The sequence below is a fragment of the Grimontia kaedaensis genome (assembly GCF_023746615.1).
In the GTDB taxonomy this organism is placed as follows: domain Bacteria; phylum Pseudomonadota; class Gammaproteobacteria; order Enterobacterales; family Vibrionaceae; genus Enterovibrio; species Enterovibrio kaedaensis.
The window spans coordinates 700,326-723,833 of the sequence record NZ_CP082276.1 but is presented as its reverse complement, the minus strand read 5'-3'; the positions used below and the strand labels follow the sequence as shown (position 1 = coordinate 723,833).

Here is a 23,508-nt window from a genome sequence, read left to right as displayed (position 1 = left end):
TGGCTTTCTCAACTCCCACAAAATTGGCGCGGATTCTACCATACTTCTGTAAATTGCCGCAGTTTTTATTGTGGTGGATCACATTTTTAAGCTGCCTAATCAACCAATCTTCTGCCTTTCACGGTATTGCAGTTAGCGTAGCTGACAGCACTTCGATGGAATTTTCACCTATGAACCAACCGAAACAACTCTTTGCCTGGAAAAGATTCTCTCTTGAAGAGAGCGAACACGCGCTGCCAAATGGTCTTGTCACCAATCACATAACCCTTGAGCATCCCGGTGCCGTGCTAATCCTGCCTGTTGCCAATGACGGCAAACTGGTCATGATTCATCAGTATCGCCCTTCAATACGCCGTTGGATCTATGAATTTCCTGCTGGCACCCTCGAATCTTCAGAGTCCCCACGATATTGCGCCCAACGAGAACTAGCCGAAGAAGCTCAGCTAAAAGCCGATGAGTGGCATGCTATAGGCGAATCCCTGCCTGCCCCTGGCTTTTGCAATGAAACCCAATACCTGTTCGTTGCCAAGCAGTTGTCTCATTGTGAGGCGCAAATGGACGAAGATGAGGTCATTGAGGTAGTACATTTCTCAGTCGATGAAGTGAAACGACTCATCGCTGAAAATGAAATTCAGGACAGCAAAACCATCGTTGCGTTTTGTCGTGCACAATTACTGGGACTGATCACATAGAACACTCATTAACAGTGGCTTAACATTGACATCCGACCAGTTGAAAATTAGGGTGATTACATCTTTCCTCTTCAAGGATGAAGCATGAAGCAGACTCTCGCCCACGCCAATCGCATGCTTAAATTGTTTGGCTTCTTCAAAGTTCCTCTGATTTGGTACTGCCGGCCCAAAATTTTGGTGTTGGACGAAGAGCAAGTTCAAATCCGTATTCCGCTCAAGCGAAAAACCAAGAATCACCTCAACAGCATGTATTTCGGCACACTTGCGGTGGGTGCTGACGTGGCCGGTGGCTTTATGGCGATGAGTAAAGCAGAATCTCGCGGAAAGAAAATCTCACTGGCTTTCAAAGCTGTGACGGGGGAATTTCTGAAACGCCCGGAAGCAGATGTGATTTTCACCTGCAATGACGGCCAGTTAATCGACGACATGCTGGATCAAACCATGGAGAGCGGAGAGCGCGTAAACCAACCTGTTCGAATTACAGCGACCTGTCCTTCATTACATGGTGACGAACCCATGGCGGTATTTGATCTGACTCTTTCCGTAAAAGCAGTCGGATAATTAACTAAGCATCCTTTTGCACTAAAGGGCGATCTGTCTAGCTTCCATCACAATTTTCCTACCTTTCTTAAGGGCATATTTTGCCCTTTTCTCTTTTTACTCATTAGACTTAAGTAGTATTAAAAGAGATCGGGAGAAGCGTTTTGGACAAAAAGCTAGTCGAATTTTTTCAGCTCGATACCGCCCCCGGTATCATTCTGATCGCCTCGGCATTTTTGGCATTGATCATTGCAAACTCCCCTCTAGCACCTTTCTACCTCGCCTTTCTCGATACCCCAATACATTTTAAAATCGGTTCTCTGGATATCGAAAAGAACCTACTGCTTTGGATAAACGATGGCTTGATGGCCATTTTTTTCCTTCTAATAGGTTTAGAGGTGAAACGGGAATTGATTCAAGGCGCGCTGAGAACACGCTCAAGAGCTATGTTTCCCGTTGTCGCTGCCATTGGCGGCATGGTGGTACCCATCTTGTTTTTTGCAGTTTTCAACTACAGCGATCCGCAAGCGATGCAAGGCTGGGCAATTCCAGCTGCGACTGATATAGCTTTCACCCTCGGAGTGTTGGCATTATTCGGTAAGCAATCCCCGCTCAGTCTCAAGGTGTTTCTGCTGGCACTGGCAGTCATTGATGACTTGGGCGCGGTAATCATTATTGCGCTTTTCTTTAGCAGCGATCTGTCTATCATCTCACTGGTTATAGCAGTACTTGCAAGCGCGACTCTGTTTTACATGAATGCTAAAGGCGTCGCACGTTTGACAGGTTATTTACTCATAGGCGGCATTCTGTGGGTGGCCGTACTAAAATCTGGAGTCCATGCTACCGTCGCTGGTGTCATTCTGGGATTTGCTATTCCCCTTAAAATCAAACATCACCCAAGCCCTCTGCGCTCTCTTGAGCACGGCATTCACCCGTGGAGCAGCTTTTTGATTTTACCTGCGTTCGCTTTTGCGAATTCGGGTGTACCGCTTGATAACTTTAGTCTCGGTTTGTTGTTAGAACCCCTGCCTCTTGGCATAACTCTTGGCCTTTTGCTAGGTAAACCTATTGGCATTTCTTTGGCCTGCTATATCTCAATAAAAATGGGGATCGCAAGTTTACCTAAAGGCCTACATTTCGCGCACATTATGGCCTCATCCATTCTCTGTGGCATTGGTTTTACGATGTCGATATTCATCACGACGTTAGCCTTCCCAGGCACAGACAGCCACGCATTGGTTGACTTATCACGCATTGCAATTTTTATCGGCTCATTCCTCGCTTCAGTTTTCGGCTATCTAGCCCTAAAGCAAACTTTCGAACGCATTCCGAGCCACACTACTGAGGCCGAAGAACCAGAAGCTCGATAGCCGAATATTACCCGATATATCAACTCCCTAAAGCCCATAAAAAGTTCTTTTTACGGGCTTTTTATTTATTCTGTAATCATCAACAATGGGTAGTCAAAGCTTAGAATTCTGCAACCCAAGATATTATATTTCGTCATTGAAACAGACGAGGTATTGACATTCCCAGAGGCCGCTTCGGAAAAGGTTTTGGGGGAGAAGTCTACTGACTTATCAACTGTTTTTGTGGATAAAAAGTCCGTTATCCACAAGCTAAATATAACCGTAATATATTGTTTTAATTGACTTCTTTTATGACAAGTAATTACAGACAAGTGAAACAATTTTTTTCTGTGTGATTTTTAGCACTATTTTCAAATGAAAAATGCCTACGTTACGCAGGCATTTTTTTCCGTGAAAGTCAGGGTTACACAGGATGATATTTTATCTTATAGAAGATCCGGTAAAGCACCGGCACCACAATCAAGGTCAACACCGTTGCGAACCCCAAACCGAACATAATGGTAACAGCCATCGGCTTGAAGAAAACATCGGGCAACAGAGGCACCATACCAAGTACCGTAGTGATTGCCGCCATACACACCGGACGAACGCGGCTCACTGCAGCATCAACAATCGCATTGTAATGGTCCTTCCCGCTCTCCATTTCAATATTGATTTGGTCAATCAAGACAATACCGTTTTTGATCAACATGCCCGATAGACTCAGGAAACCCAGCAATGCCATAAAGCCAAAAGGTGTATCCAGCACTAACAAACCTGTGGTAACACCGATGATCGCCAATGGTACTGTCAGCCACACAATCAACGAATCTTTCACAGAGTTAAACAGCACAACAGTGACCAGGAACATGAACAGGTAACCCATTGGCATGGTGGTAAACAGGCTTTCCTGCGCTTCACCGGAAGATTCATATTCACCACCCCACTCTATGTAATAACCTTTTGGCAGCTCAATCTCCTCCACCAACGGCTGAATACGTTTTTGTAGCGTCGCAGCTGTCACTTCATCCTGAAGCGGATCAGGGTCCGCTAATACCGTTAGAGTGCGTTTGCGGTTTTCACGCATGATAAGTGGATCTTCCCAAATCAGGTCATACCCCAAAATCACCTGCTGCAACGGAATGTAATCTTTCAGTACAGGGCTCCAGATTTTCATTCCTTCAATAGTCTTCACATCAACGCGCTCTTGCTCTGGCAAACGTGTCACGATCGGCATCAATGTCGTGCCATCACGATAAACGCCGACGTTCAGGCCCGAGAAGGTCATCATCAGCAGTTCGTCAACGTCTCTTTTGGTAATGCCATAACGACGAGCCTGACTTTCGTTGAATTGTGGCTCGAGAATCTTGGTCCTTTCACGCCAGTCATGACGCACATTTACTGTATCCGGATCAGCATTCAGGATGTCAGTAACCTGAGCTGCAACCGTACGAAGAATAGTTGGGTCCGCACCCACGATACGGGCTTCAATTTTCGACCCGGATGATGGCCCCAACTCAATGCGCTTCAGCTTGTATTGGATATTCGGGAAATCGGCATCGATATGCTTGCGAATCGATGCCATAGTTGGTACCACTGACTCGTAATCTTTCACACGAATAATCACTTCACCATAAGCGGAGTAACTTTTCTCCGGTGCATAGGTCAACATAAAACGCTGAACACCTTTACCAGAACTGGTGTTTACATACTCGACATTGGGTTGTTCAAGAATCCAGGACTCCAACTCAATCAGGGTTTCTTCTGTGGCGCGGATATCGGTTCCTTCCGGCATCCAAACATCGACCATAAACATTGGCGTGGTAGAAGATGGGAAGAAAGACTGCTTCAATAGAGTAAAGCCATAAAGCGCCGCCACCAGTGCTCCCACCAGAATGATCATGGTTAGGTAAGCGCGCTTCATGCAGATATCCAAAAACTTTTTGTAAACCACAAACAACATACCGTTGTATGGGTCTTCCATTGCTTTGCCGTCTTCTGCGTTCTCTTCTTTAAAGAACAGGCTGGCAAAAAATGGCGTCAAAGTAATTGCGGTAAACCAGCTCAGCATCAATGAGATCAACAGCACACTGAACAAGGTGCCACAGTACTCACCAGTAGAGTCATCTGACAAACCAATTGGCGCGAACGCTGTTACTGCAATCACTGTCGCGCCCAGTAACGGCCACTTTGTTTGCGTGACTATATCAGACGCCGCCTCTATCCTCGTTCGCCCTTTTTTCAAGCCTATGAGTATCCCTTCTACCACCACTATAGCGTTGTCCACCAACATACCAAGAGCAATAACCAAAGCACCAAGGGAAATTCGTTGAAGATCGATAGCAAAGTACTTCATGAAAATGAACGTACCGAGCACAGTAAGCAGCAGAATCAAACCAATTAGCAGACCTGAGCGCAAACCCATGAAGAAGAGAAGAACAATGATAACAATCGCCACAGCCTGGCCCAAAGACACCACAAAGCCCTTGACTGAGGTATCTACTTCCACTGGCTGCGCATAAACCACGCCTATGTCTATACCAATCGGCTGGTTCTCTTTTAACTCGGCTAATCGCCGTTCCAGACGTTCGCCTACTTCCACCACGTTAACGCCGTCGGCAAACGACACGCCAAGGTGCAGAGCCTGTTGACCGTTATACATTAATACATTGGTTGGTACTTCCTGATAACCGCGCTTAATATCCGCCACGTCTTTCAGGTAGATAAGTTCCTGGGAACCTGCCTCATTGAGGATCAGATTACCGAGCTCTTCAACGCTCTCGAACTCACCTGTGGGGTGAATGCGAAGGTACTCGTCTCCGTGGCGTAATGCACCAGCACTAGAGACGATGTTCTGCGTCGCAAGCAAACTATCAAGGGTATCAGGTGAAATACCCAGATTTGAAAGCCTTCTCATCGACATCTCAATGAATACTTGCTCTTGCTGGGTACCAGTTACCTGAACCTTGCCGACACCATCCACCAATTCCAAATCCCGGCGCAGAAAATCGACATAGTCAGACAGTTCCTTGTAAGAGTACCCCTCCCCCGTAATAGCGAGCAATACACCAAATACATCGCCGAAATCATCAATGACCTGAGGATCACCAACGCCAGGTGGCAAGCTACTTCTAACGTCATTGACCTTACGGCGCAATTCATCCCATATCTGTGGTAAGTCGTCTGGACCATAGTTATTTTTCATGGTCACGGTGATTTGCGATAAACCGCGGCTGGAAATCGACCTTACTTCGTCGACATACACCAATTGTTGAACGGCTTTTTCAAGCGGGTAAGTCACTTCCTCTTCTACTTGCTGAGGCGTCGCTCCTGGGTAACTAGTAATGACAAGAGCATCTTTCAGTGTGAATGCGGGGTCTTCCAGTCGTCCAAGACCAAAGAATGAGGTGGTGCCGCCAATAAGGAATATCAGCGTCAGCATCCAGCTGATGATCTTGTTATTGATAAAGTAGCTGGCTACGGTCTGTTTCATCAGTTGATTTCCTTATTCGCAACGATATTGACTGACTGCCCGGCACGAAGGCGGTTCACACCTCCAGAGACAACTTTGTCTCCCCGCTCTAAGCCACTGGTAACCAAGACGCCTGTCGGCGTGAGTTCACCCACTTTCACTTTGCGTTTCTCAACTGTGTTATCAGCGCCAACTACCCAAACAAATTTGTTGGAAGGATCGAGCGCATCGCCATCTTCGTTGAAGACCGTTTCCATCGGGATTTCAACCTGACTCGCTCTATCCTTGTATAGACCAAGCTCTTCAACAACTACTTCAACCGTCATGCCATCCAAAATGAATTTATCTTCCGGCATTGGCATAGTCAGGGTCACCATGAAAGAGCCCGTTTCAGGATCTGGCTGGGCCGTGAATTCTTTCACCGAAGCACGGTACTCTTTGCCATCTTCTGTCCTGACATGTGGGCGAATGGTCGCGTTGTTTTCCTCACGGGTTTTACCTCCATGCTTGGAGAACAAAACATCCGGCACCTGAATACGGATATCCACCTGAGTGGCATCATGAATATTCAAAATACTCTGCCCAATACCCACGTTTTCGAACTGCTGAACTGGAACACGGCTGATAACGCCATCAACCGGCGCTTTTAGCTCGGTGTACGAAAGCTTGAGCCTTGCCAATTCGAGTTCAGCTTTGGCAATCGCTCGCTGTGCAGCGATTTCGTCGAACTGGGATTTCGCCAGTAAGCCTTTATCTACCAAAGGTTTGGAGCGTCGATATTGGCTATCCACCACATCGAATCTTGCTTTTGCATTGTCGACCTGCAGTTTGTAATCTGTAGGATCCAACGTTGCCAGCACGGTATCTTTCTTAACGATATCCCCGGCTTTTACGTTAATCTTATTGATCTCGCCAGCGACAAGAAATGAAAGTTCAGCTCTGTCTGCCGCAGCGGCAATAGCTGGGAAATGCAACTCGCTACCCAATGAGTCATCACCAATTTCCACGACATCAACATTCAGAAATGCTTTTTCTTTGAGCTGAGGCGCTTTGCCACACCCCAAGAGGGACAACGCCAACACGGTCATTGCAACGGTAAGGGCGATTAGATTTTTCATATTACAGTCCTCGCTCCTTAACCCACGGGAACACCACCATACCCTCTTCCAAACTGGATAGACCATTCACCACAATGACATCACCATTGTTTAGCCCAGCTTCGAGTTTGTTATCTTCACCCATCTCAACCTGAACGCGCGAAACCGCGCCATTTTCCGCCACACGCCAGACATGGGTACCCGAATCACTGGCTTCTACAGCCGTCTCTGGCAATTTGTTGTGACTGGATGCAGAAATAGAAGTAAAGACTTGCGCCGCCATGCCCGGCAGAACATTCACTTTCTCTGGGCGAGGCAGAGAGACCGTGATGCGATAGGAGGCGGATGTTGCATCTGCTTCGGTATCGACTTCCTTAAAGTCAGCCTCAAACTCTTGATTTGGATAAGCGTCAAAGCGAATGCGGGGCTTGGAGTGAGTAGAATCATTTTCTTGGTCAAAGAAGCTAATCAGTCTTTCCGGAAGTTGGAAGCTCACGTTAATCACATCCTTAGTTTGGATATGCATGACTGGCTCCATGGCGTTGGCAAATTCGTTTCTCTCTTTCATTCGCAGAGAAATCGTACCGGTGTAAGGCGCTTTGAGAGTGGTGTAATTAAAGTTTGATTGCGCTAAATCTAACCCAGCCTGAGCTTCATTAAGACTGGATTTTGCTTTATCAAAGTCTTGTGCGGAGATAACGTTAGTTTTCTTTAGTTTGACTGCGCGATCATATTGCACCTTTGCAAGTTGGTAACTCGCCTTGGCCTTCTTCAAAAGAAGGCTGTACTCGTTCTTATCTAACTCAGCAAGAACATCACCTGTCTCCACATCTTGTCCCGCTACGACAGGAATATCGACAATCTCCCCTGCAACACGGAAAGCGAGTACAGCTTCATCATCAGCTTCTACGGTCCCGGGGAATTCACGAACAACATCACTGTCACCAATGGCAACCGTCATCAGTTTCGCGGGGCGGGCTTCAGGTTCGGGGATTGGGGGTTCTTCACTACAACCAGTTAAGTAAAGGGAGACCAACGCCATTGATAGCGTTTTCTTCATGGTCGCGCTCCTTGCTTTGTGTCACCAAAGGAATCATTAGTAGCTTTAATGATATGACTAGAAAATTATGTATTTAGAAAATAGTAGCAATTTCTAAACTATCTGGGATATATCTGGAAGTGAATGAGATTAAATTTTGTTTAAATTCTGAGGATTGAGATGACTGAAGGCAACCAAGAATGCAACTTACTGCTCTCATAATCGCCCGTACGTGATTTAACTGACACTAAGGGCAGTTGGTCTGCATGAGAAACCGATAAAGCAGGACAAAGTCCGCACAAGCGCTGCCCGAGGGCTTATGCTCCTAAGTTCCTGACAGGCTCTCAACTTCTCGCTTTATCGCCGCTGTCTTCAAATTAAGCTGCTCGTATTTCTCCTTGATTAGATCAAGGCCCTCTTCGTGCTCTTTTTCAATAGACAGGCAAAGTTCCGCAAGATCTTTCGCCCCAATCATAGAAGCAGCCCCTTTCATTCTGTGTGCAATTTTTCTCACTCCTGAAAAGTCGGAAGATGTCATTGCATTCTGAAGTGCCTCCATATCTGCCTGTTGCGTGGTGAGGTATTTGCTAAGGATGTGAAGAAGCATCTCTTCACTTTCTCCCACCTGATCTTTAAGCTGATCCAAATCGAAAGTGGTGCAGTCTTCCAAACCCGCGCCTGGCACAGGCGCCTCGACGATAGCATCTAGCTCTTCATCTCTTAGTGGGATTTGACGTTCCCAGCCTTTCGACACAGGAAACGCTTTGTGAGCCGGAACATAGAGCAACATCAGATTAACCAGTTGCTCCTTAGTGAAGGGTTTTGCCAAGTGGGCATTCATGCCCGACTCTAGGCAACGCTCTGCGTCACCGGAAAGAGCATTCGCAGTAACCGCAATAATCGGCACTTTCTCATCAAAGTCCCGAATATTGCGGGTTGCCTCAAAGCCATCCATTTCCGGCATTTGGCAATCCATTAGAATCAGGTCAAACGGTTCAGCTCGATGTTTATCAAGCGCCTCTAGACCATTGTCAGCTAGTGTAGACTGACAACCAAGGCTGTTGAGAACCAAGACCATCAGATCTTGATTGACCAAGTGGTCTTCAGCAATGAGTACATTCAGGCCATCAAACCTCACAGCATCAGCTTTGACTTCCGGTATATCTGCATTTATGGGTGTATCAGCAGAAAGTGCATGGATTAAGGCGTCGGGATTAATCGGATTAATTAAGCACGGCATGCCAAATTCATCGACGACACCACTATGACTGATGACGATGGTGTGACCTGCTGGATTAATCGCCGGACGCATTTCACTCATCATATTATCGTCAATAAACAGGAGCGTTGACTCAGATACCACCTCCACCGGCGGTATCTCTCCAGACCACTGGGAAACGTTAATTCCGACATTGGACAGATAGGCATTCAACACGGAATAGAGCTGACCATCCTGGGTGGCGACCAATGCGGACATCCTCTCTATTTTTGGTTTAAGCGTCAGTTTGCCCAATAAGGTATCTGTATGTTCCTCGACGACTGTAAGCGGCACATCAACCGTGAACGTTGTGCCAACCTCCTCTTTACTGACCACTTTGATGGTGCCACCCATTAGCTCAGTCAGTTTTAAGCAAACTGGCAATCCCAGCCCAGTTCCCTGATATGAGCGCGAATAGGAGTTATCCACTTGAGTGAAGTTTTCAAAGATATTACCCAGTTTTTCTTCAGGTATACCTATTCCAGAATCTTTCACTTCCAGACGGATATGTTCATGCCCATTAACAAAGACCAAACTGACATGAACCATCACAGAGCCATGCTTGGTGAACTTGAGCGCGTTTCCAACCAAATTAAGGATAATTTGTGTGTAGCGCACTGGATCAAGCATTAACCAGCGCGGTAGGTCTGGCTCAATCAAACAGTGAAGTCGTAAACTCTTCTCGACCGCCTTTGCATGGAAAACCACAAGCGAGTCATGAACTAAATCTGTTAGCTCACACTCTTGTTCAATGAGGCGCATCTTACCCGCCTCGATTTTGGTCAGGTCGAGAACGTCATTGATGATGTTGAGCAACGCATTAGAAGAATGAACCAAGGTATCGACGAAGTAAGTCTGCTGCTGACTGAGGTCAGTTTCTTTAAGAAGGTTCGACATCCCCACAATGCCATTCATCGGCGTACGGATCTCATGACTCATCATGGCAAGGAAATTGGTTTTAGCCTCATTAGCGCGTTCCGCATCTTCTTTGGCGCGCACCATTTCTTCAGATATAAGGTCATTGAGTTTCTTCTGACGAACAAAGTTCACCATGGCGCTCAAGCTAGACAACACAGGTTCAAGCCAGGACACCAAATCCTCATCATAGTTGGTGGACTCGTCAAACAGGCACACGACACCCACTAGTTGATTAGAAAGGAAGAGCGGCATACTCAGAGAGTTGATAATTAACTTTCCATTATTAGCTGACAGCCCTGCAAGTTGCAGGCTTCTGTCACCTTTTTGTGTATCGATGACCCGCGTGACAACGTTGCGTACAAAATCCTCCGAGACATAACCATTAGCAATCAAACGTGTTTGAGCGAGCACGCGATAGTTGTTTTGTGCTTCGTAATCGAGCTCTACAATAATCCCGTGATTACTTTCGCCGATCTTTAGCAGGATTTTTAACACTTCACGGAAGCTATTATGGAAGTCATCGCTGATCAGGAACTTATCCTGCAAGGTCTTCACTGCGGAGAACAACTCCGCACCTTTGGAGACTTTGATTTTGTCTAGATGCTGTTCGGTGATGTCTCGAATGATCGCCACTTGCAGCGGCTTCTCGTTCACTTCGATTTTATTTGAACGTACCTGGACAATCTGTCGATCGTTACTTCTGATTAACTCGTAGTTTAGGCTCTTGGTGTTGAAGCCATAAAGCGCCTGTGAAAAGTAAGCCCGCGAATCAGGCACTACTTTGGCGATAATTTTTGATAGTGTCACTTTGTCCAGCGACACATCATCAAGCTCAAACATCCGTCTGGCTGCTTCGTTCAGCGTAGAGATCTCATGGTCTTCACCAAGGACTAAAAGACCATCTTTGTAGCTGTGAATAATAGTATTGAGGTAGTTCTTACTAGACTCTATCTCTTTGATTGCACGAGCATATTTCCAGATTAGAAACATAATCATCAGGTCTAACAAGAAAACCTGCGCAATACCGGAAACAATTTCCGATGTCAGTGTGCTTTCAATCGGTCTTGGATCTTCATAGATGATAAGGTCGCCCACTTTGGTCTCCTCATTCAGCTCATCATAGATAAGCGGAATACTGCGAAGACGGAACTCATTACTGAATTCGCCACTCTTAGGCTTTGTGATATGTCGGAAATTGTCGTCTTTCGATACCACCTCTATGCGGTAAACAAAACGGGAGAGAGATTCACTGTCTAAGTCTTTAGCCACGGAATCAAAGTCGTAATTCCACATCTGGGCAGGCAGCCGGTAAGATAATCGAGCGATGATTGACTGGAGTTCGTAATCCATTTCGCCATAGAGGCGATCGTGGGTTTTGTAGTAGTTAAAAATACCGAACACACTGAGGATCAGTGTGCCGCTAACAACAAGGATTACCGCGAGTTTTGTTCGCATCATCAGCATAGGGTCACACCTGCATGCTGGAAGTCATGTCCGCTGTACTGCTGCGAGCCTGTTCGTATTCTTTCAACACCGCTTTGTCATTGAGCTTGAGCTGGTTACACCAATGCACCAAACCATTCCAATTGGCATGTTCGATATCATGACAAAGTGACAGGAAATGTCCGTAGACGCCCTCTTTAGAAATCAAACCACGCTTCACTTCGCTCGCTAAATCCAGCTCCCCTACAATATCTTCCATCGGCTTACTCAGCATGATATCCAACATAGAAAACGCACCAACAATAAAGGCCTCATCTCTGTCAAAGCCCCGCACATTTGTGTCCAACATCGATAGGAATGTTGCACGCGTTAACGAAGCGCTTTGTAGCTGGTGTGCATGTTGGTGATTTAAGTTCGTCATGATCAGCAGTGAGACCAAGCGACGTAGCGATTGCACACCCAGATAAACCACAGCCTGGCGAGGGTTAGAAATTTTATTGGTTTTTGTCTTCGCGAGAATGTTGGCACTGGCAACCACTTTGTAAAGCAGCGAAACATCTTTGGAAATGATTTTGGTCAGCGTGTCGATATCATCTGGGTTGCGGTTGATGATGATGCACACATCCAGTAATGACATCACAGACGGAGCGATATCCTCTGAACGTTTAATTTGGGGTTTCTCAAAGAAATACCCTTGAAAGAGGGCAAAGCCGCATCCTTGAGCGGCTGCCAGCTCGTCTTGCTTTTCCACTTTCCTAGCAAGAAAAACCTGCTGCGAAAACTGAGAAATCACATCTTCCCATTCGGAAGGCTTCGAGCGCTCCATACTGATGCTGAATATATCCACCAGCTCAAGGTGGTTGCGCCATTCGTTTGTCATCGCTTTGCCATCCATCAGAATGCGATAGCCTTCCGTGCGATAAGTACGCAGCTTACTGACAATCTCTTGTGTCGGTAAACACTCATCGGTTACCGCGATGATCAAGTGTTGAGGTGGCATGGAGAGCGGGATTTCATCCATCAAAGACGACTCGCCAAAGCTAACAATGTAACGGGTATTTTCTGCTTTACCGCCGCAAGCTAGAAAATTGGCACTGAGTATGCGGGAAGTTGCGGTGTCTTCATCGATGGAGGGGAATTTGTTTTCCAGTCCTTCGCGAAACAGCAGTTCACTCCCCCAGTGTTGGAGGTCTTTATCAAATATCGGCTGACATGAGAAAAATACTTCGGCCACGAAGAGTGAGTCCTATATTTAAGATTCCTCATTAAAAACTAGACCAATTACCGTATTTTTCCTTCTTTTTCCGTTAAATAAGTGACGAACCAAGCAAGAGAATTTCATAGCTAGGTATATGAAAAAGGAGGCCTTTCAGCTTCCTTTTCTTAGTTAAACCGCTTCTGCTTCCAACCGGTAGGGAATGCGTACTGGTTTGTCACTTGAACCACCAACGAATACTGCGCTTATCTCGTCATTATTTGACTCTACGCTCGCCCACAACAGTGAACGCTTGTTCAGTACCTCGCCCTGCTCGAATAGGTAACGATATTTTCCGCCCTGATAAACGTGAAGATACGAAGCCAAAGCACCTGCCGCACTTCCCGTTGCTGATTCTTCCTCAATCCCCAATGCTGGGGCAAAGTTCCTGCATCGTGCAGAAATATCAGATTCCGTCGGTGTCAGGGCAAACGCATGAATAGCCCCAGTATTGGTTTTACGGTTGAAAGCAGCAATCGCTTTCTGGTCAGGTTGGATGGCAAGTAGTTTCGCTTCGTCATCGACGGGTACAATGATATCCCATAGCCCTGTTGAAACAGCTTTAATTGGCATACCTGTCGCCAAGATGTCTTCGTCTGATAGACCGAGCAATGGTGCTATGTCTTCCTCGCTGAAGGTCTGACCGAACTCAGGCAGGACTTGCTCCATATTGATACGCCCTTCTTGCGTTACGGACACACCAAGTACTCCAGCGCCTGTTTCCTGCTTGTATTCGCCCGGTTCTATTTTGCCTGTTTTCAAGAGCGTTGAAAATGTGCCCACCGTAGCATGACCACAGAAATCAACCTCTTCAGTCGGTGTGAAGAAGCGAACGCGGTAGTCCGCCTTTTTGGAAGGTGAGATAAACGCGGTTTCAGAATAGGCAAGCTCCGCCGCGATAGTTTGCATCTGTTCGGCGGTCAGGCCTTCACCGTTTATTACAACCCCTGCTGGGTTGCCGCCTTGGTTGTCTGCTACAAAAGCATTGGTTACGTAGACTTCAAGAATATCTGACATAGTTACCTTTCCTTAGTTCTTATTATTGTCAGTTGGCTTTCCATCATAAGATGTCGAGTCAATTCAGCCTGAACACGCCAAAATGTTCAGCACCTACACCAAGCTCCTCTATCCCGTTCTATCTGTTGAAGAAGTTAATGTAAAACGGAATCAATTCACTCAGGTATCTTTGTTACAGTGTTACAAAATGCCATAAAACACAAGAAATTGATTGATATTAAGACATGCAACGATAGACGTGCTGCGGCCTTGATAGCTTCATCACTTTTTCATTAAAATACCAATAAATACAATTTAGGTATTAACCGTATGATCGATTTAGAAAACCTGATGAAAGACGCGCCAGAGCGTGAAGCAGACATCCCATTGCCTTCAATGGAAGAGCAAAAGCGTATCGTTGCTGAGCTGAAAGCGCTGGAAGAGAAAGGCGAACTAACACCAGAAATCCTTGAGAAATACTTCGGTGGCAAACAATCAAACTGATAGGTTTTAAAGCCTGTTAGCAAGGACAATAAAAAAATGCGCCCTTCGAGGCGCGTTTTTTAGGTTCTATGGGCTAGTTGGGTCTGGCTGGTCTCAGGATGCTTTCAAAGAAGGCGGCATCTTCAAACAGCACCGATGCCATTTCTGATAATGTCTTGCTATCAATTCTCTCTATCACCTGCTCTGGGAAAATCAGACCTTCAAGGTCATAGCCCCAAAGATCGTATCGGGCGAAACTTCCCACCAGGAATTGCGGATCAGTCTGAGATTCATACAAATCTTTTATTAACTGGCGCGCAGCATTATCTCGTTCTGTTTTCGTCACAGGCTTAGTCAATGACATTCTGATTTTCGGCCATAGCAATGTGAGTTCTTTCTCCTTATCAGGGGAAACCAGCGCAGTCATTGTCGTTGTAACGACATCCTCGCCATCCCAGGTCCAGGATGAAAAATATGGGTCATACGATAGCGAATACTCTTCCCTAACAATTTGGTTGTAGCGCGTCTGCAATACGCGGTTGAGCAAGTCTTCCGCAAACACCGAATCCACTGTACGAGGCGTCGAACTGCGAATGTAGACTTGCTCTACATATGTCCGATTTTCAGGCGAGAGATGTTTAATCACCCTTCCCCCCTTTTGGTTGTAGCTTAACGGTCTCGCTTCTGTTTTCTCACGAGTGGTTTTCAAATCACCCAAAAAAGCAGTGACAATCCCCTGAACAGCCAGCAATGGCTCGTCTGACACGATATACACACTGAAATGTCCCATGTCACCAAACAGCTTGTCGAACAACGCTGTTACATCTTCAAATGTCACTGACTCATAGTCCTCAGTCGTCAACGCTGATTCATAGGACGGAGCAGGATAAATCAAACCAATAGACGCACGTCCAAAGACTTCATAAGGGGATGTCTGTGCGAGATTCATTCGTTCAATCAACCGCACCTTTTCCCGCTCAAACGCCACTTTATTTGGCTTGACATTTTCGACGAGATAACGCAGTGCATTGAGGCCATCCAGAAAGGCTTCTGTCGGCACATACATAGAAAAGTTATGGCTATTTCCATAAACCTGCGGCTCGATATTGACGCCTAGTGATTCTAGATAGTGGGAAAAATCATTCGATGACACGTCACCCACTGACCCGTTGCGATATGTCTCGAAAAGGAGGTCAAGTGCCGCCCTTTCTTTGGTTGACATAGCGGCCACACCACCTTTGGCCTGAAGCACGACTTGGGTCTCGTAATAGCTGTCGTCCATTTTGTAATAGAGCGCAGGCAGGCCATTTGGCAACTTCCAGCGAAACACGTTCTCAGCCATTTCAATCGCATCTTCTGATACGGATAAAAATGATTCAGGCTGAGGGATCTGTACCTCTGCATAAGAGACTTTGACGACATCGCCTTGCTTGGCGACCGTATTCATATAGCGATCACGCTGGTTTTCAGCGTTGGTGATAGACTCTCCTTTGCCGTATACCAATGATAGTGACTGGTTTGAAGGTTTTAGCAGACGCGCCAACTCGTGGTTTAGATCGTCAAGTTCAATCTCTTCAAGGAATTTGTTGAAGTTGTCGTTTTGCTCTGAGCGACTCTGAGGCAAGCGATTGTAGTAAAGATCGTTGTAGACATTTTCCGCCACTTCGATAGGAAGTTGATCTTCATGAAAGAAAATACTGGACCCATATTGTTCAAGAAGCGATAGAAACTCATCATAGGTCACACCATGATCTCTAAGCGATGCAATGTTCCGCGCGACAGAGTCCATCACATAAGGACGATCGATATCGTTGAACTCGACGCTCAGTTCATACACGGTCCAGCCCGGTAGGAAGCCGAAGTTAAAATACAGACCATTATGAGCGAGGTTTTCCCGCTCAAACTGTTCTTCCAGACGAAGCTGAACAGCATCCAGAATCATCCAGTGAAGCCACAATTCCCTTTGCTCAACCAAGGTTTGTGGGTATTTGTCCTCACCATCCCTGAAGCTCACAACCACCGCAGGCGATTCCCCTTGAGAAGCATAAAGCGTGAGTGGATATTGAGTATCTCTATCTACAGGAATAATACTGTGTGGCTCTGGGTTTGGGCCTTCTGTTCGGAGTGAAGCAAATTCCTCTTCAATTTCTGTCTGCACACTCTCGGCATCAAAGCCGCCAATAACCACTAATTGAATGCGGTTCGCCTGATACCATTTGTCATAAAATGCTCTCAGACGTTCTGGCGTGACCCTGTTTAATGTGAATTCTGTACCAATGGGATCTCTCTCAATATAAAGGGAGTCATCAATCAAATCCTCATAGAGCTTCAAAGGCCAGGATGTATCTTCTCGATTATCCCGCCGCCACTCCGCAAAAATCACCCCCACTTCACCTGCCACTTCATTACGATCTAGCGTCATGCCGTCTGAGATATCGCGGAACCAGTCCAATGCTTCCGGCAGGCGTTTATTGTCGGGCAGGGAAAGTTGGTAAACCGTTCGTCCATAATCAGTCACCGCATTGATGTCGGGACCAAATTCCACCCCCACCTGAGCAAACTCCGTAAACACAGAATTGTTTGGGAAACGTTGGGTGCCATTGAAAGCCATATGCTCTATGAAATGCGCATAGCCCCGCTCACTATCCTCTTCATTCAAACTGCCCACGTTCACCACTAAGCGCAGTTCAATCTGCTCACCTTCAATGGGATAAAGGTGATAACGCATACCGTTTGGTAGAGTGTTAGATACCCAATTGGGGTCGGTTGTCAGGGGTGGCGATTTCGATAATGAAGCGCAGCCGGAAATGAATACAACTAAAAGAGCGACCGCATAGCGAGCGAGCATATGAGCACCAGACAAAGTGATTAAAAATGAATGCGATGCTTTCAATCAAGCACAAGATAGGTAAATCAGTAAAGGCAAGTATCCCTAAACCCTATGAAGATTCTCAGTTTCTACCATTTACTGGAAATTTAGGCTGAACATACAGAGCAATGAAGGAAAAAGCCGCTGACTGTGCGGCGGCTTTATTTTTGATTATGCAGACAAATCAAAACGGTCGAGATTCATCACTTTTACCCAAGCTGAAACGAAATCACTGACGAATTTCTTTTCCGCATCCTGCGTGGCGTAAACTTCTGCCAACGCGCGGAGTTGAGAGTTAGAGCCAAACACCAGATCTACCCGGGTTCCTGTCCAGCGAAGTTCACCTGACTGGCGGTCACGGCCTTCAAAAACATCATCACCGTTTTGCGGCTTCCACTCCACACTCATGTCGAGCAGATTCACGAAGAAATCGTTGCTCAGCGATTCCGGTCGTTCAGTGAATACGCCGTGGCAATCTCCACCAGCATTGGTGTTCAGCACGCGCAGGCCTCCCACCAGCACTGTCATTTCCGGCGCTGTTAGTGTCAGGAGTTGAGCGCGGTCAACCAACAACTCTTCTGAAGAAACGGTATACTTGGTTTTCTGGAAGTTACGAAAGCCATCTGCTTGCGGTTCGAGCACGGCGAATGACTCTACATCTGTTTGCGCTTGGGATGTATCGGTGCGGCCAGCGGTAAATGGTACTGATACAGTGTGGCCTGCATTCTGCGCAGCCTTTTCAACGCCTACGCTGCCCGCCAGCACAATCAAGTCTGCCAACGATACTCGTTTGCTGCCTGTCTCAGCGCTGTTGAAATCAAGCTGAATACCTTCTAGTTTTTTTATCACATTTGCAAGTTTCTGAGGTTGGTTAACCTGCCAATCTTTCTGCGGTGCCAGAGCAACACGGGCACCATTTGCACCGCCGCGTTTATCTGAGCCACGGAAAGTCGACGCCGAAGCCCATGCCGTTGTGACCAGATCAGAGACAGACAGTCCTGCTTCAGCAATTTTTCCTTTCAACAGTGCCACATCCGCATCATCAATAAGGTCATAATCACGCGAAGGGACTGGGTCTTGCCAAATCAGCTCTTCAGCAGGTACCTCTGAACCAAGATAACGGGCACGTGGACCCAAATCACGGTGAGTGAGTTTGAACCATGCGCGAGCAAAGGCATCTGCAAATTCGTCCGGTCTGTTCATAAAGCGACGGGAAATCGGCTCATAAGCAGGGTCATAACGCAGTGACAGATCCGTCGTCAGCATGGTTGGTATACGTTTTACACCATGTTCAAACGGGTCAGGAATCACTCCATCCGCGTCTTTGGCAATCCATTGGTGCGCGCCAGCTGGACTTTTCTCAAGTTCCCATTCATAGCCGAACAAATTTTCGAAGAAATAGTTACTCCACAGGGTTGGTGTCTGTGTCCAGGTTACTTCCAAACCGCTTGTGATAGCATCTCCCGCTTTACCAGAGCCATAGCTACTCGCCCAACCAAAGCCCTGTGCTTCAAGCGGTGCCATTTCTGGGTCAGCTCCTACCAACGCAGCATCTCCAGCGCCGTGGGTTTTGCCGAAAGTATGCCCCCCGGCAATCAGCGCAACAGTTTCTTCATCATTCATCGCCATGCGAGCAAAGGTTTCACGAATATCGTTTGCTGCAGCAAGCGGGTCAGGATTGCCATTCGGGCCTTCTGGGTTGACGTAGATCAGACCCATTTGTACGGCAGCCAACGGATTTTCCAGATCGCGCTCACCCGAATAGCGTTTATCGTCCAGCCATGTATTTTCTGGCCCCCAATAAATATCTTCTTCCGGCGCCCAAATATCTTCACGGCCACCTGCGAAACCAAAGGTTTTGAACCCCATTGACTCAAGTGCCACATTACCGGTGAGGATCAGTAAGTCAGCCCATGAAATACTTTGTCCGTACTTTTGCTTGATTGGCCAAAGCAGGCGACGCGCTTTATCAAGGTTGCCATTGTCCGGCCAGCTATTTACAGGCGCGAAACGCTGGTTACCTGTCCCTGCACCACCACGTCCATCAGAGATGCGATAAGTACCCGCGCTGTGCCAAGCCATGCGGATAAACAAAGGACCATAGTGGCCAAAGTCTGCTGGCCACCATTCCTGAGAGTCAGTCATCAGGACATGTAAATCTTTTTTCACCGCTTCGAGGTCAAGTGTGTTGAAGGCTTTGCGGTAATTGAAATCTGGATCCAGTGGATTTGATTCTGAGGTATGTTGATGAAGAATATCGAGACGCAGTTGATTAGGCCACCAATCTCGGTTTGTGGTTCCGCCGCCTGCGGCATTGTGAAAAGGGCATTGACTTGCGTTAGACATGATTGCTCTCCATTTGCTGTTCCATGTACTCGGTAGTTTTAGGTATAGGAGCAATTTAATATGGAAACCAATGGGTTGTTTCGACAACAGCGATAGATAAAAACCATCTCACTTCGAAAGGTTTATTAATCTTTATTTTTCAATAACATAAAATGTATACGATATCTTATTTACTAAACATCCAATCAGATTAGTAAGAATTTTGACCAAAAAAAGGCCTCATCTTATGAGGCCTTAAAATTTGCTATTTACCCGCGAAGGTTATTGAAGTTCCCACGGACCCCAAGCAGATCCAGGTACATCACCTTTCGTCCACCACTTCGCTTTGTAAGTGTTGCCTTCATAGATAGCAACATCACCACCGTTGTATGCTTTGCCAGCGCTCCAGCCTTGTGCTGAACCATCATCAAACGCTTCCCACACTTCTGACGTTCCTGGCTCCTCACCTTTGGTCCACCACTTGGCCGTGTACTCGACACCGTTATGAACGACTTTATCACCAGTATTGTAAACCTTGTTTCGATCCCAGTTACTGTCTACTAGCGTATTTCCTTCAACGTTTACAACGACCGTTGCTTCAACAGTTTCTACACCATCAGTCACAGTAACAACGACATTAACCAAACTGTTTTCTGTTGAGTCGACTGTCGATACAGATACCGTTGCAGTGTTGCCTGTTTGAACCAGCTCTCCCGAAGACGCAGTAAACGTCAGAGAATCACCTTCGGCATCAGTTGCTGAAAGGTCAATCACCGCAGTTTCGCCTGCTTTTACAGAAACAGATGCAGGTGCAGTCAGTACCGGTGCAGTGTTAACCACATCACCTGAGCCTTTAACGCTCACCGTCACTAAACCACTGTCAGATTTACGCCCATCTGAGACTTTCACGGTCACCGTTTCATTCAGGTCTACCGAAGTGTTTGGCGCTTTATACGTCACCGTTGCGGTACCATCACCGTTGTCGGTTACGTCGGCACCTTGTGCAGTGAATGACAACGCGTCGCCGTCGGCATCAGTCGCTGACACGGTAAAGCTAATCACCGCCCCGCTCTCTGCATTTTGAGCGCCTGGCAAGGCCAGAACTGGCGCTTCGTTTGGAATGATATTCGCGCTGAACACCTGATCAATTTGCTCAGCCAACGGCGAGCGGAGATTGGTACATTGCTTCAGCTTGGTGCCGTAGTTAACGAACGTACCTTCACACTGAATGTCGCCATGCACCTGCCATACAATGATGCCGCCCAAATCGTTATTTACGATGTACTCTGCTTTCTTACGGATGGAACCTGGATCGTCATAACTCAGGAAGTATTTGCCTTTCACTGCATATGGTACTTCCGCGTTTGCATCCCACTTGTGTGCCCAACCTGGCTGTTTGATCAGATAGTTGTAGTTTGGTTGGCCTTCGAACGCTTTCCAGTTGGTAAGGTCAACTGCAGAAACACTTGGGCCATCAACTGAGAAGTTCACATTACGTTTGTCAGTCGGTGCACCAAGGTAAGCTTCAGCTTCTGTTGTTTGAACACCACGGCCATAGAACGCGGCACCAAAGTTAATTTGTTTAGGGTTGATACCCTTAACGTTCACCATCCAGTTTTTCAGGGTATCCAGGTTTAAGCCTTCAAACTCTTCTTCTGGATATGGATAGAGTGGAGAGTTATGACCGCTAACATTAGACCAACCACCATTCAGGTCGTAAGTCATCATGTTGAAGTAGTCCATTGAACGTTGCAGGCGCGCCCAATCGTAACCTTCCAATGCTGCTGGCACAGCTTTAAATGCCGCCGTCAGTAGACGGTCTGGACCAATACGCTCACGGATATCATCCATAAGCTGTTCGAAGTTTGCGTAGTCTGCATCCGTACCGGTGAAGTTCATGCCGCCAGAACCTGGGTATTCCCAATCGATATCAATACCGTGGAAACCGAGCGCGATCAGTTTGTCGATGTCTTGCAGGAAGCGTTCTTTCTTGACTGGATCTGCCGCCATTTCTGGGAAGTGCTTGGACATACTCCAACCACCGATAGACGCCATCACCTGTACACCTTTTTCATTCGCCAAGTCGATCAAACCCGGTGCGCCGCCCGCTTTTTTCAAAGGGATTGGCATTTGGCCAGTGACACCACTTGGTGCATGCTTCCAACCACGACCATCTTTTACAAAACCTTGAGCCTGAACTTTTGCCAGTGCTTCTGCTTGCCAAGGTTCAGTTCCAGGATATTCATGGATATATTCCAACTCACCCCACAAGATGTGGAAGTCCCAGCTTGAATAAACATCGGGGTGAAGCAGTGGGCCCGGCTCTTGAACCGCACCCGGCTGATAAATGCTCTTGTTGCGAAGGTCGCCACTGTGTAGGGAGCCGTCTTTCGCTACGCCGAAGAAAGAAAAGTTGAGGATGTTGTAGATATCCATATCTACGTTGAGGTGTGTAGCTTCACCTTTTACGCTAAAACCAGCATCGGTTCCCTTCCATGCTTCCCATTGGGTCAGGTAGCCGATAACTGCTTTATCGTGCGATGGTGCTGCGGTAGCAGTCGCAGTAACGCCAAGCGCTCCGGCCACACATGCAGCAATCGCAGTGAACTTAAGTCCTTTATTCATATTATTTTTCTCCACGTCTTGGGTGTTGGTGTTTTCCTTCGGATTTACTCTTCCACCACTTAATTTCTGACGCGAATGAAAATCGCAAACTTTGGTATCGTGCTTCGGAATGAATTTAATTAATTACATTTTTTGCGGGAATTTTTTGCAGGAAGACATCATGGTTCACAAGATTCGGCTGGTAGGTTTCCGCACAACGGCCTGTATACAAAATCTTTATAATTCAATGAGATTGAACAAAGATCACAATCAGGAATTGGAAGCAAATTAAGTACAGACGAAAAAAATCTCCGCCAGTGCAAAACGTAGCGGAGACAAGCAACAAGGAGAATGCGCTAACTAATTCATCTCCTTTCGGAGATAGTGAGTGTAAGCCGTGCTGTGGAGCACAAATTCTATATAGCAAACACCGTACCAATTATTAAATTGCCCCCTAAACTGGGAAATCTAATCTTTTCAGTTGTTTACAAACACGAAAATGATTGCATTTGGGGCAAGCTTTGCACCAAAGCAATGCATCATTGCCAAACAGGAAGAGGATGCAATTCCATGTATTCCAATTCGGTACTGAGTTTTGGATAATGGTTGCTATCCGCTGGCGCTGCCAGATTCCCAACTGAGAGAGTTACAATGGATTATGCTTTACCCCTCGTCATCCTCGTGATGGTTGTTTTCATCATCCTTATCCGCCAAAAATCAAAGAAAGCAGCTGAAGAAAACAAGAAAATCGGTGCGGAGTTTCTGGCCAAAAATGCTAAGGAAGAAGGCGTGATCACTACTGATTCTGGATTGCAGTATCTGATTCTGGAAGAAGGTGAAGGAGATGAACAACCGACTGCCACTTCTCGCGTAAAAGTGCATTATCACGGCACCTTACTTGATGGTTCAGTGTTCGACAGTTCAGTCCAACGCGGCGAACCCATCGAGTTCGGTTTAAACCAGGTCATCAAAGGCTGGACCGAAGGCGTCCAATTGATGAAGAAAGGCGGTAAAACGCGCTTCTTCATCCCTGCTGAGCTGGCTTACGGCAATATGTCAGCAGGTTCGATAAAACCAGGTTCAACTCTGATATTCGAAGTAGAACTTCTCGATTTCAAATAATCAGTATCCGAGATAGCAGAAGGCCGCGTTCGCGGCCTTCTTTTTA

The 23,508-nt window shown here is 46.7% G+C and carries 14 protein-coding genes; 5 read left to right on the top strand and 9 right to left on the bottom strand.

Features of this window, described 5'->3' with window-relative positions:
• Window positions 1-170: 170 nt before the first annotated feature.
• The 3 genes from K6Q96_RS20040 (at window position 171) to nhaA (ending at window position 2,602) form a co-directional block, all read left to right on the top strand.
• Window positions 171-692, top strand: coding sequence for an NUDIX hydrolase (locus K6Q96_RS20040; RefSeq protein WP_251882209.1), 522 nt, complete (start codon window positions 171-173; stop codon window positions 690-692).
• Window positions 693-776: 84 nt separating this feature from the next.
• Entirely contained in the window at window positions 777-1,253 is a 477-nt protein-coding gene (locus K6Q96_RS20035; protein WP_251882208.1) for a PaaI family thioesterase, read from the top strand.
• A 143-nt stretch (window positions 1,254-1,396) separates the two neighbouring features.
• The gene (nhaA, locus tag K6Q96_RS20030; RefSeq protein ID WP_251882207.1) at window positions 1,397-2,602 is read left to right on the top strand and encodes a Na+/H+ antiporter NhaA; all 1,206 of its coding nucleotides are present in this window, start codon (window positions 1,397-1,399) and stop codon (window positions 2,600-2,602) included.
• A gap of 403 nt (window positions 2,603-3,005) precedes the next feature.
• Here the strand turns inward: nhaA and K6Q96_RS20025 are convergent, their stop codons facing one another.
• The 6 genes from K6Q96_RS20025 to K6Q96_RS20000 form a co-directional block, all read right to left on the bottom strand.
• Window positions 3,006-6,074, bottom strand: a complete 3,069-nt coding sequence (locus K6Q96_RS20025) for an efflux RND transporter permease subunit (protein WP_251882206.1) — start codon at window positions 6,072-6,074, stop codon at window positions 3,006-3,008.
• On the bottom strand, window positions 6,074-7,171 hold the full coding sequence (locus K6Q96_RS20020; protein ID WP_251882205.1) for an efflux RND transporter periplasmic adaptor subunit: 1,098 nt from the start codon (window positions 7,169-7,171) through the stop codon (window positions 6,074-6,076). The genes K6Q96_RS20025 and K6Q96_RS20020 overlap by 1 nt, the downstream gene beginning before the upstream one ends.
• A 1-nt stretch (window position 7,172) precedes the next feature.
• On the bottom strand, window positions 7,173-8,210 hold the full coding sequence (locus K6Q96_RS20015; protein ID WP_251882204.1) for an efflux RND transporter periplasmic adaptor subunit: 1,038 nt from the start codon (window positions 8,208-8,210) through the stop codon (window positions 7,173-7,175).
• A gap of 304 nt (window positions 8,211-8,514) precedes the next feature.
• Complete coding sequence (locus tag K6Q96_RS20010; RefSeq protein ID WP_251882203.1) at window positions 8,515-11,829, bottom strand: ATP-binding protein; 3,315 nt, start codon at window positions 11,827-11,829, stop codon at window positions 8,515-8,517.
• Window positions 11,830-11,833: 4 nt separating this feature from the next.
• The gene (locus K6Q96_RS20005) at window positions 11,834-13,042 is read right to left on the bottom strand and encodes an EAL and HDOD domain-containing protein (RefSeq protein ID WP_251882202.1); all 1,209 of its coding nucleotides are present in this window, start codon (window positions 13,040-13,042) and stop codon (window positions 11,834-11,836) included.
• A 153-nt stretch (window positions 13,043-13,195) separates the two neighbouring features.
• The gene (locus tag K6Q96_RS20000; protein ID WP_251882201.1) at window positions 13,196-14,080 is read right to left on the bottom strand and encodes a PhzF family phenazine biosynthesis protein; all 885 of its coding nucleotides are present in this window, start codon (window positions 14,078-14,080) and stop codon (window positions 13,196-13,198) included.
• 309 nt (window positions 14,081-14,389) lie between these two features.
• Between K6Q96_RS20000 and K6Q96_RS19995 the strand changes: the two genes are divergently transcribed.
• On the top strand, window positions 14,390-14,563 hold the full coding sequence (locus tag K6Q96_RS19995; RefSeq protein ID WP_251882200.1) for an ATPase: 174 nt from the start codon (window positions 14,390-14,392) through the stop codon (window positions 14,561-14,563).
• Window positions 14,564-14,636: 73 nt separating this feature from the next.
• Here K6Q96_RS19995 and K6Q96_RS19990 read toward each other — a convergent pair whose 3' ends face one another.
• The 3 genes from K6Q96_RS19990 to K6Q96_RS19980 form a co-directional block, all read right to left on the bottom strand.
• A complete protein-coding gene (locus K6Q96_RS19990) occupies window positions 14,637-17,390 on the bottom strand; it encodes a M16 family metallopeptidase (RefSeq protein WP_251882199.1) in 2,754 nt (917 codons plus the stop codon).
• A 192-nt stretch (window positions 17,391-17,582) separates the two neighbouring features.
• Window positions 17,583-19,757, bottom strand: a complete 2,175-nt coding sequence (gene katG, locus K6Q96_RS19985) for a catalase/peroxidase HPI (RefSeq protein WP_251882198.1) — start codon at window positions 19,755-19,757, stop codon at window positions 17,583-17,585.
• A gap of 261 nt (window positions 19,758-20,018) precedes the next feature.
• The gene (locus K6Q96_RS19980) at window positions 20,019-22,361 is read right to left on the bottom strand and encodes a glycosyl hydrolase family 18 protein (RefSeq protein WP_251882197.1); all 2,343 of its coding nucleotides are present in this window, start codon (window positions 22,359-22,361) and stop codon (window positions 20,019-20,021) included.
• A 630-nt stretch (window positions 22,362-22,991) separates the two neighbouring features.
• Here K6Q96_RS19980 and bamJ point away from each other — a divergent pair.
• Complete coding sequence (gene bamJ / locus K6Q96_RS19975; protein ID WP_434802184.1) at window positions 22,992-23,462, top strand: BamJ family beta-barrel-assembly machinery protein; 471 nt, start codon at window positions 22,992-22,994, stop codon at window positions 23,460-23,462.
• Window positions 23,463-23,508: the final 46 nt, after the last annotated feature.

Coding starts and splice junctions, on each gene's coding strand:
- katG (WP_251882198.1), bottom strand. CDS start 19,757: ATGTCTAACGCAAGTCAATGCCCTTTTCACAATGCCGCAGGCGGCGGA.
- K6Q96_RS20025 (WP_251882206.1), bottom strand. CDS start 6,074: ATGAAACAGACCGTAGCCAGCTACTTTATCAATAACAAGATCATCAGC.
- K6Q96_RS19980 (WP_251882197.1), bottom strand. CDS start 22,361: ATGAATAAAGGACTTAAGTTCACTGCGATTGCTGCATGTGTGGCCGGA.
- K6Q96_RS20015 (WP_251882204.1), bottom strand. CDS start 8,210: ATGAAGAAAACGCTATCAATGGCGTTGGTCTCCCTTTACTTAACTGGT.
- K6Q96_RS19995 (WP_251882200.1), top strand. CDS start 14,390: ATGATCGATTTAGAAAACCTGATGAAAGACGCGCCAGAGCGTGAAGCA.
- K6Q96_RS20010 (WP_251882203.1), bottom strand. CDS start 11,829: ATGCTGATGATGCGAACAAAACTCGCGGTAATCCTTGTTGTTAGCGGC.
- K6Q96_RS20040 (WP_251882209.1), top strand. CDS start 171: ATGAACCAACCGAAACAACTCTTTGCCTGGAAAAGATTCTCTCTTGAA.
- K6Q96_RS20020 (WP_251882205.1), bottom strand. CDS start 7,171: ATGAAAAATCTAATCGCCCTTACCGTTGCAATGACCGTGTTGGCGTTG.
- bamJ (WP_434802184.1), top strand. CDS start 22,992: ATGGATTATGCTTTACCCCTCGTCATCCTCGTGATGGTTGTTTTCATC.
- K6Q96_RS20000 (WP_251882201.1), bottom strand. CDS start 14,080: ATGTCAGATATTCTTGAAGTCTACGTAACCAATGCTTTTGTAGCAGAC.
- K6Q96_RS19990 (WP_251882199.1), bottom strand. CDS start 17,390: ATGCTCGCTCGCTATGCGGTCGCTCTTTTAGTTGTATTCATTTCCGGC.
- K6Q96_RS20035 (WP_251882208.1), top strand. CDS start 777: ATGAAGCAGACTCTCGCCCACGCCAATCGCATGCTTAAATTGTTTGGC.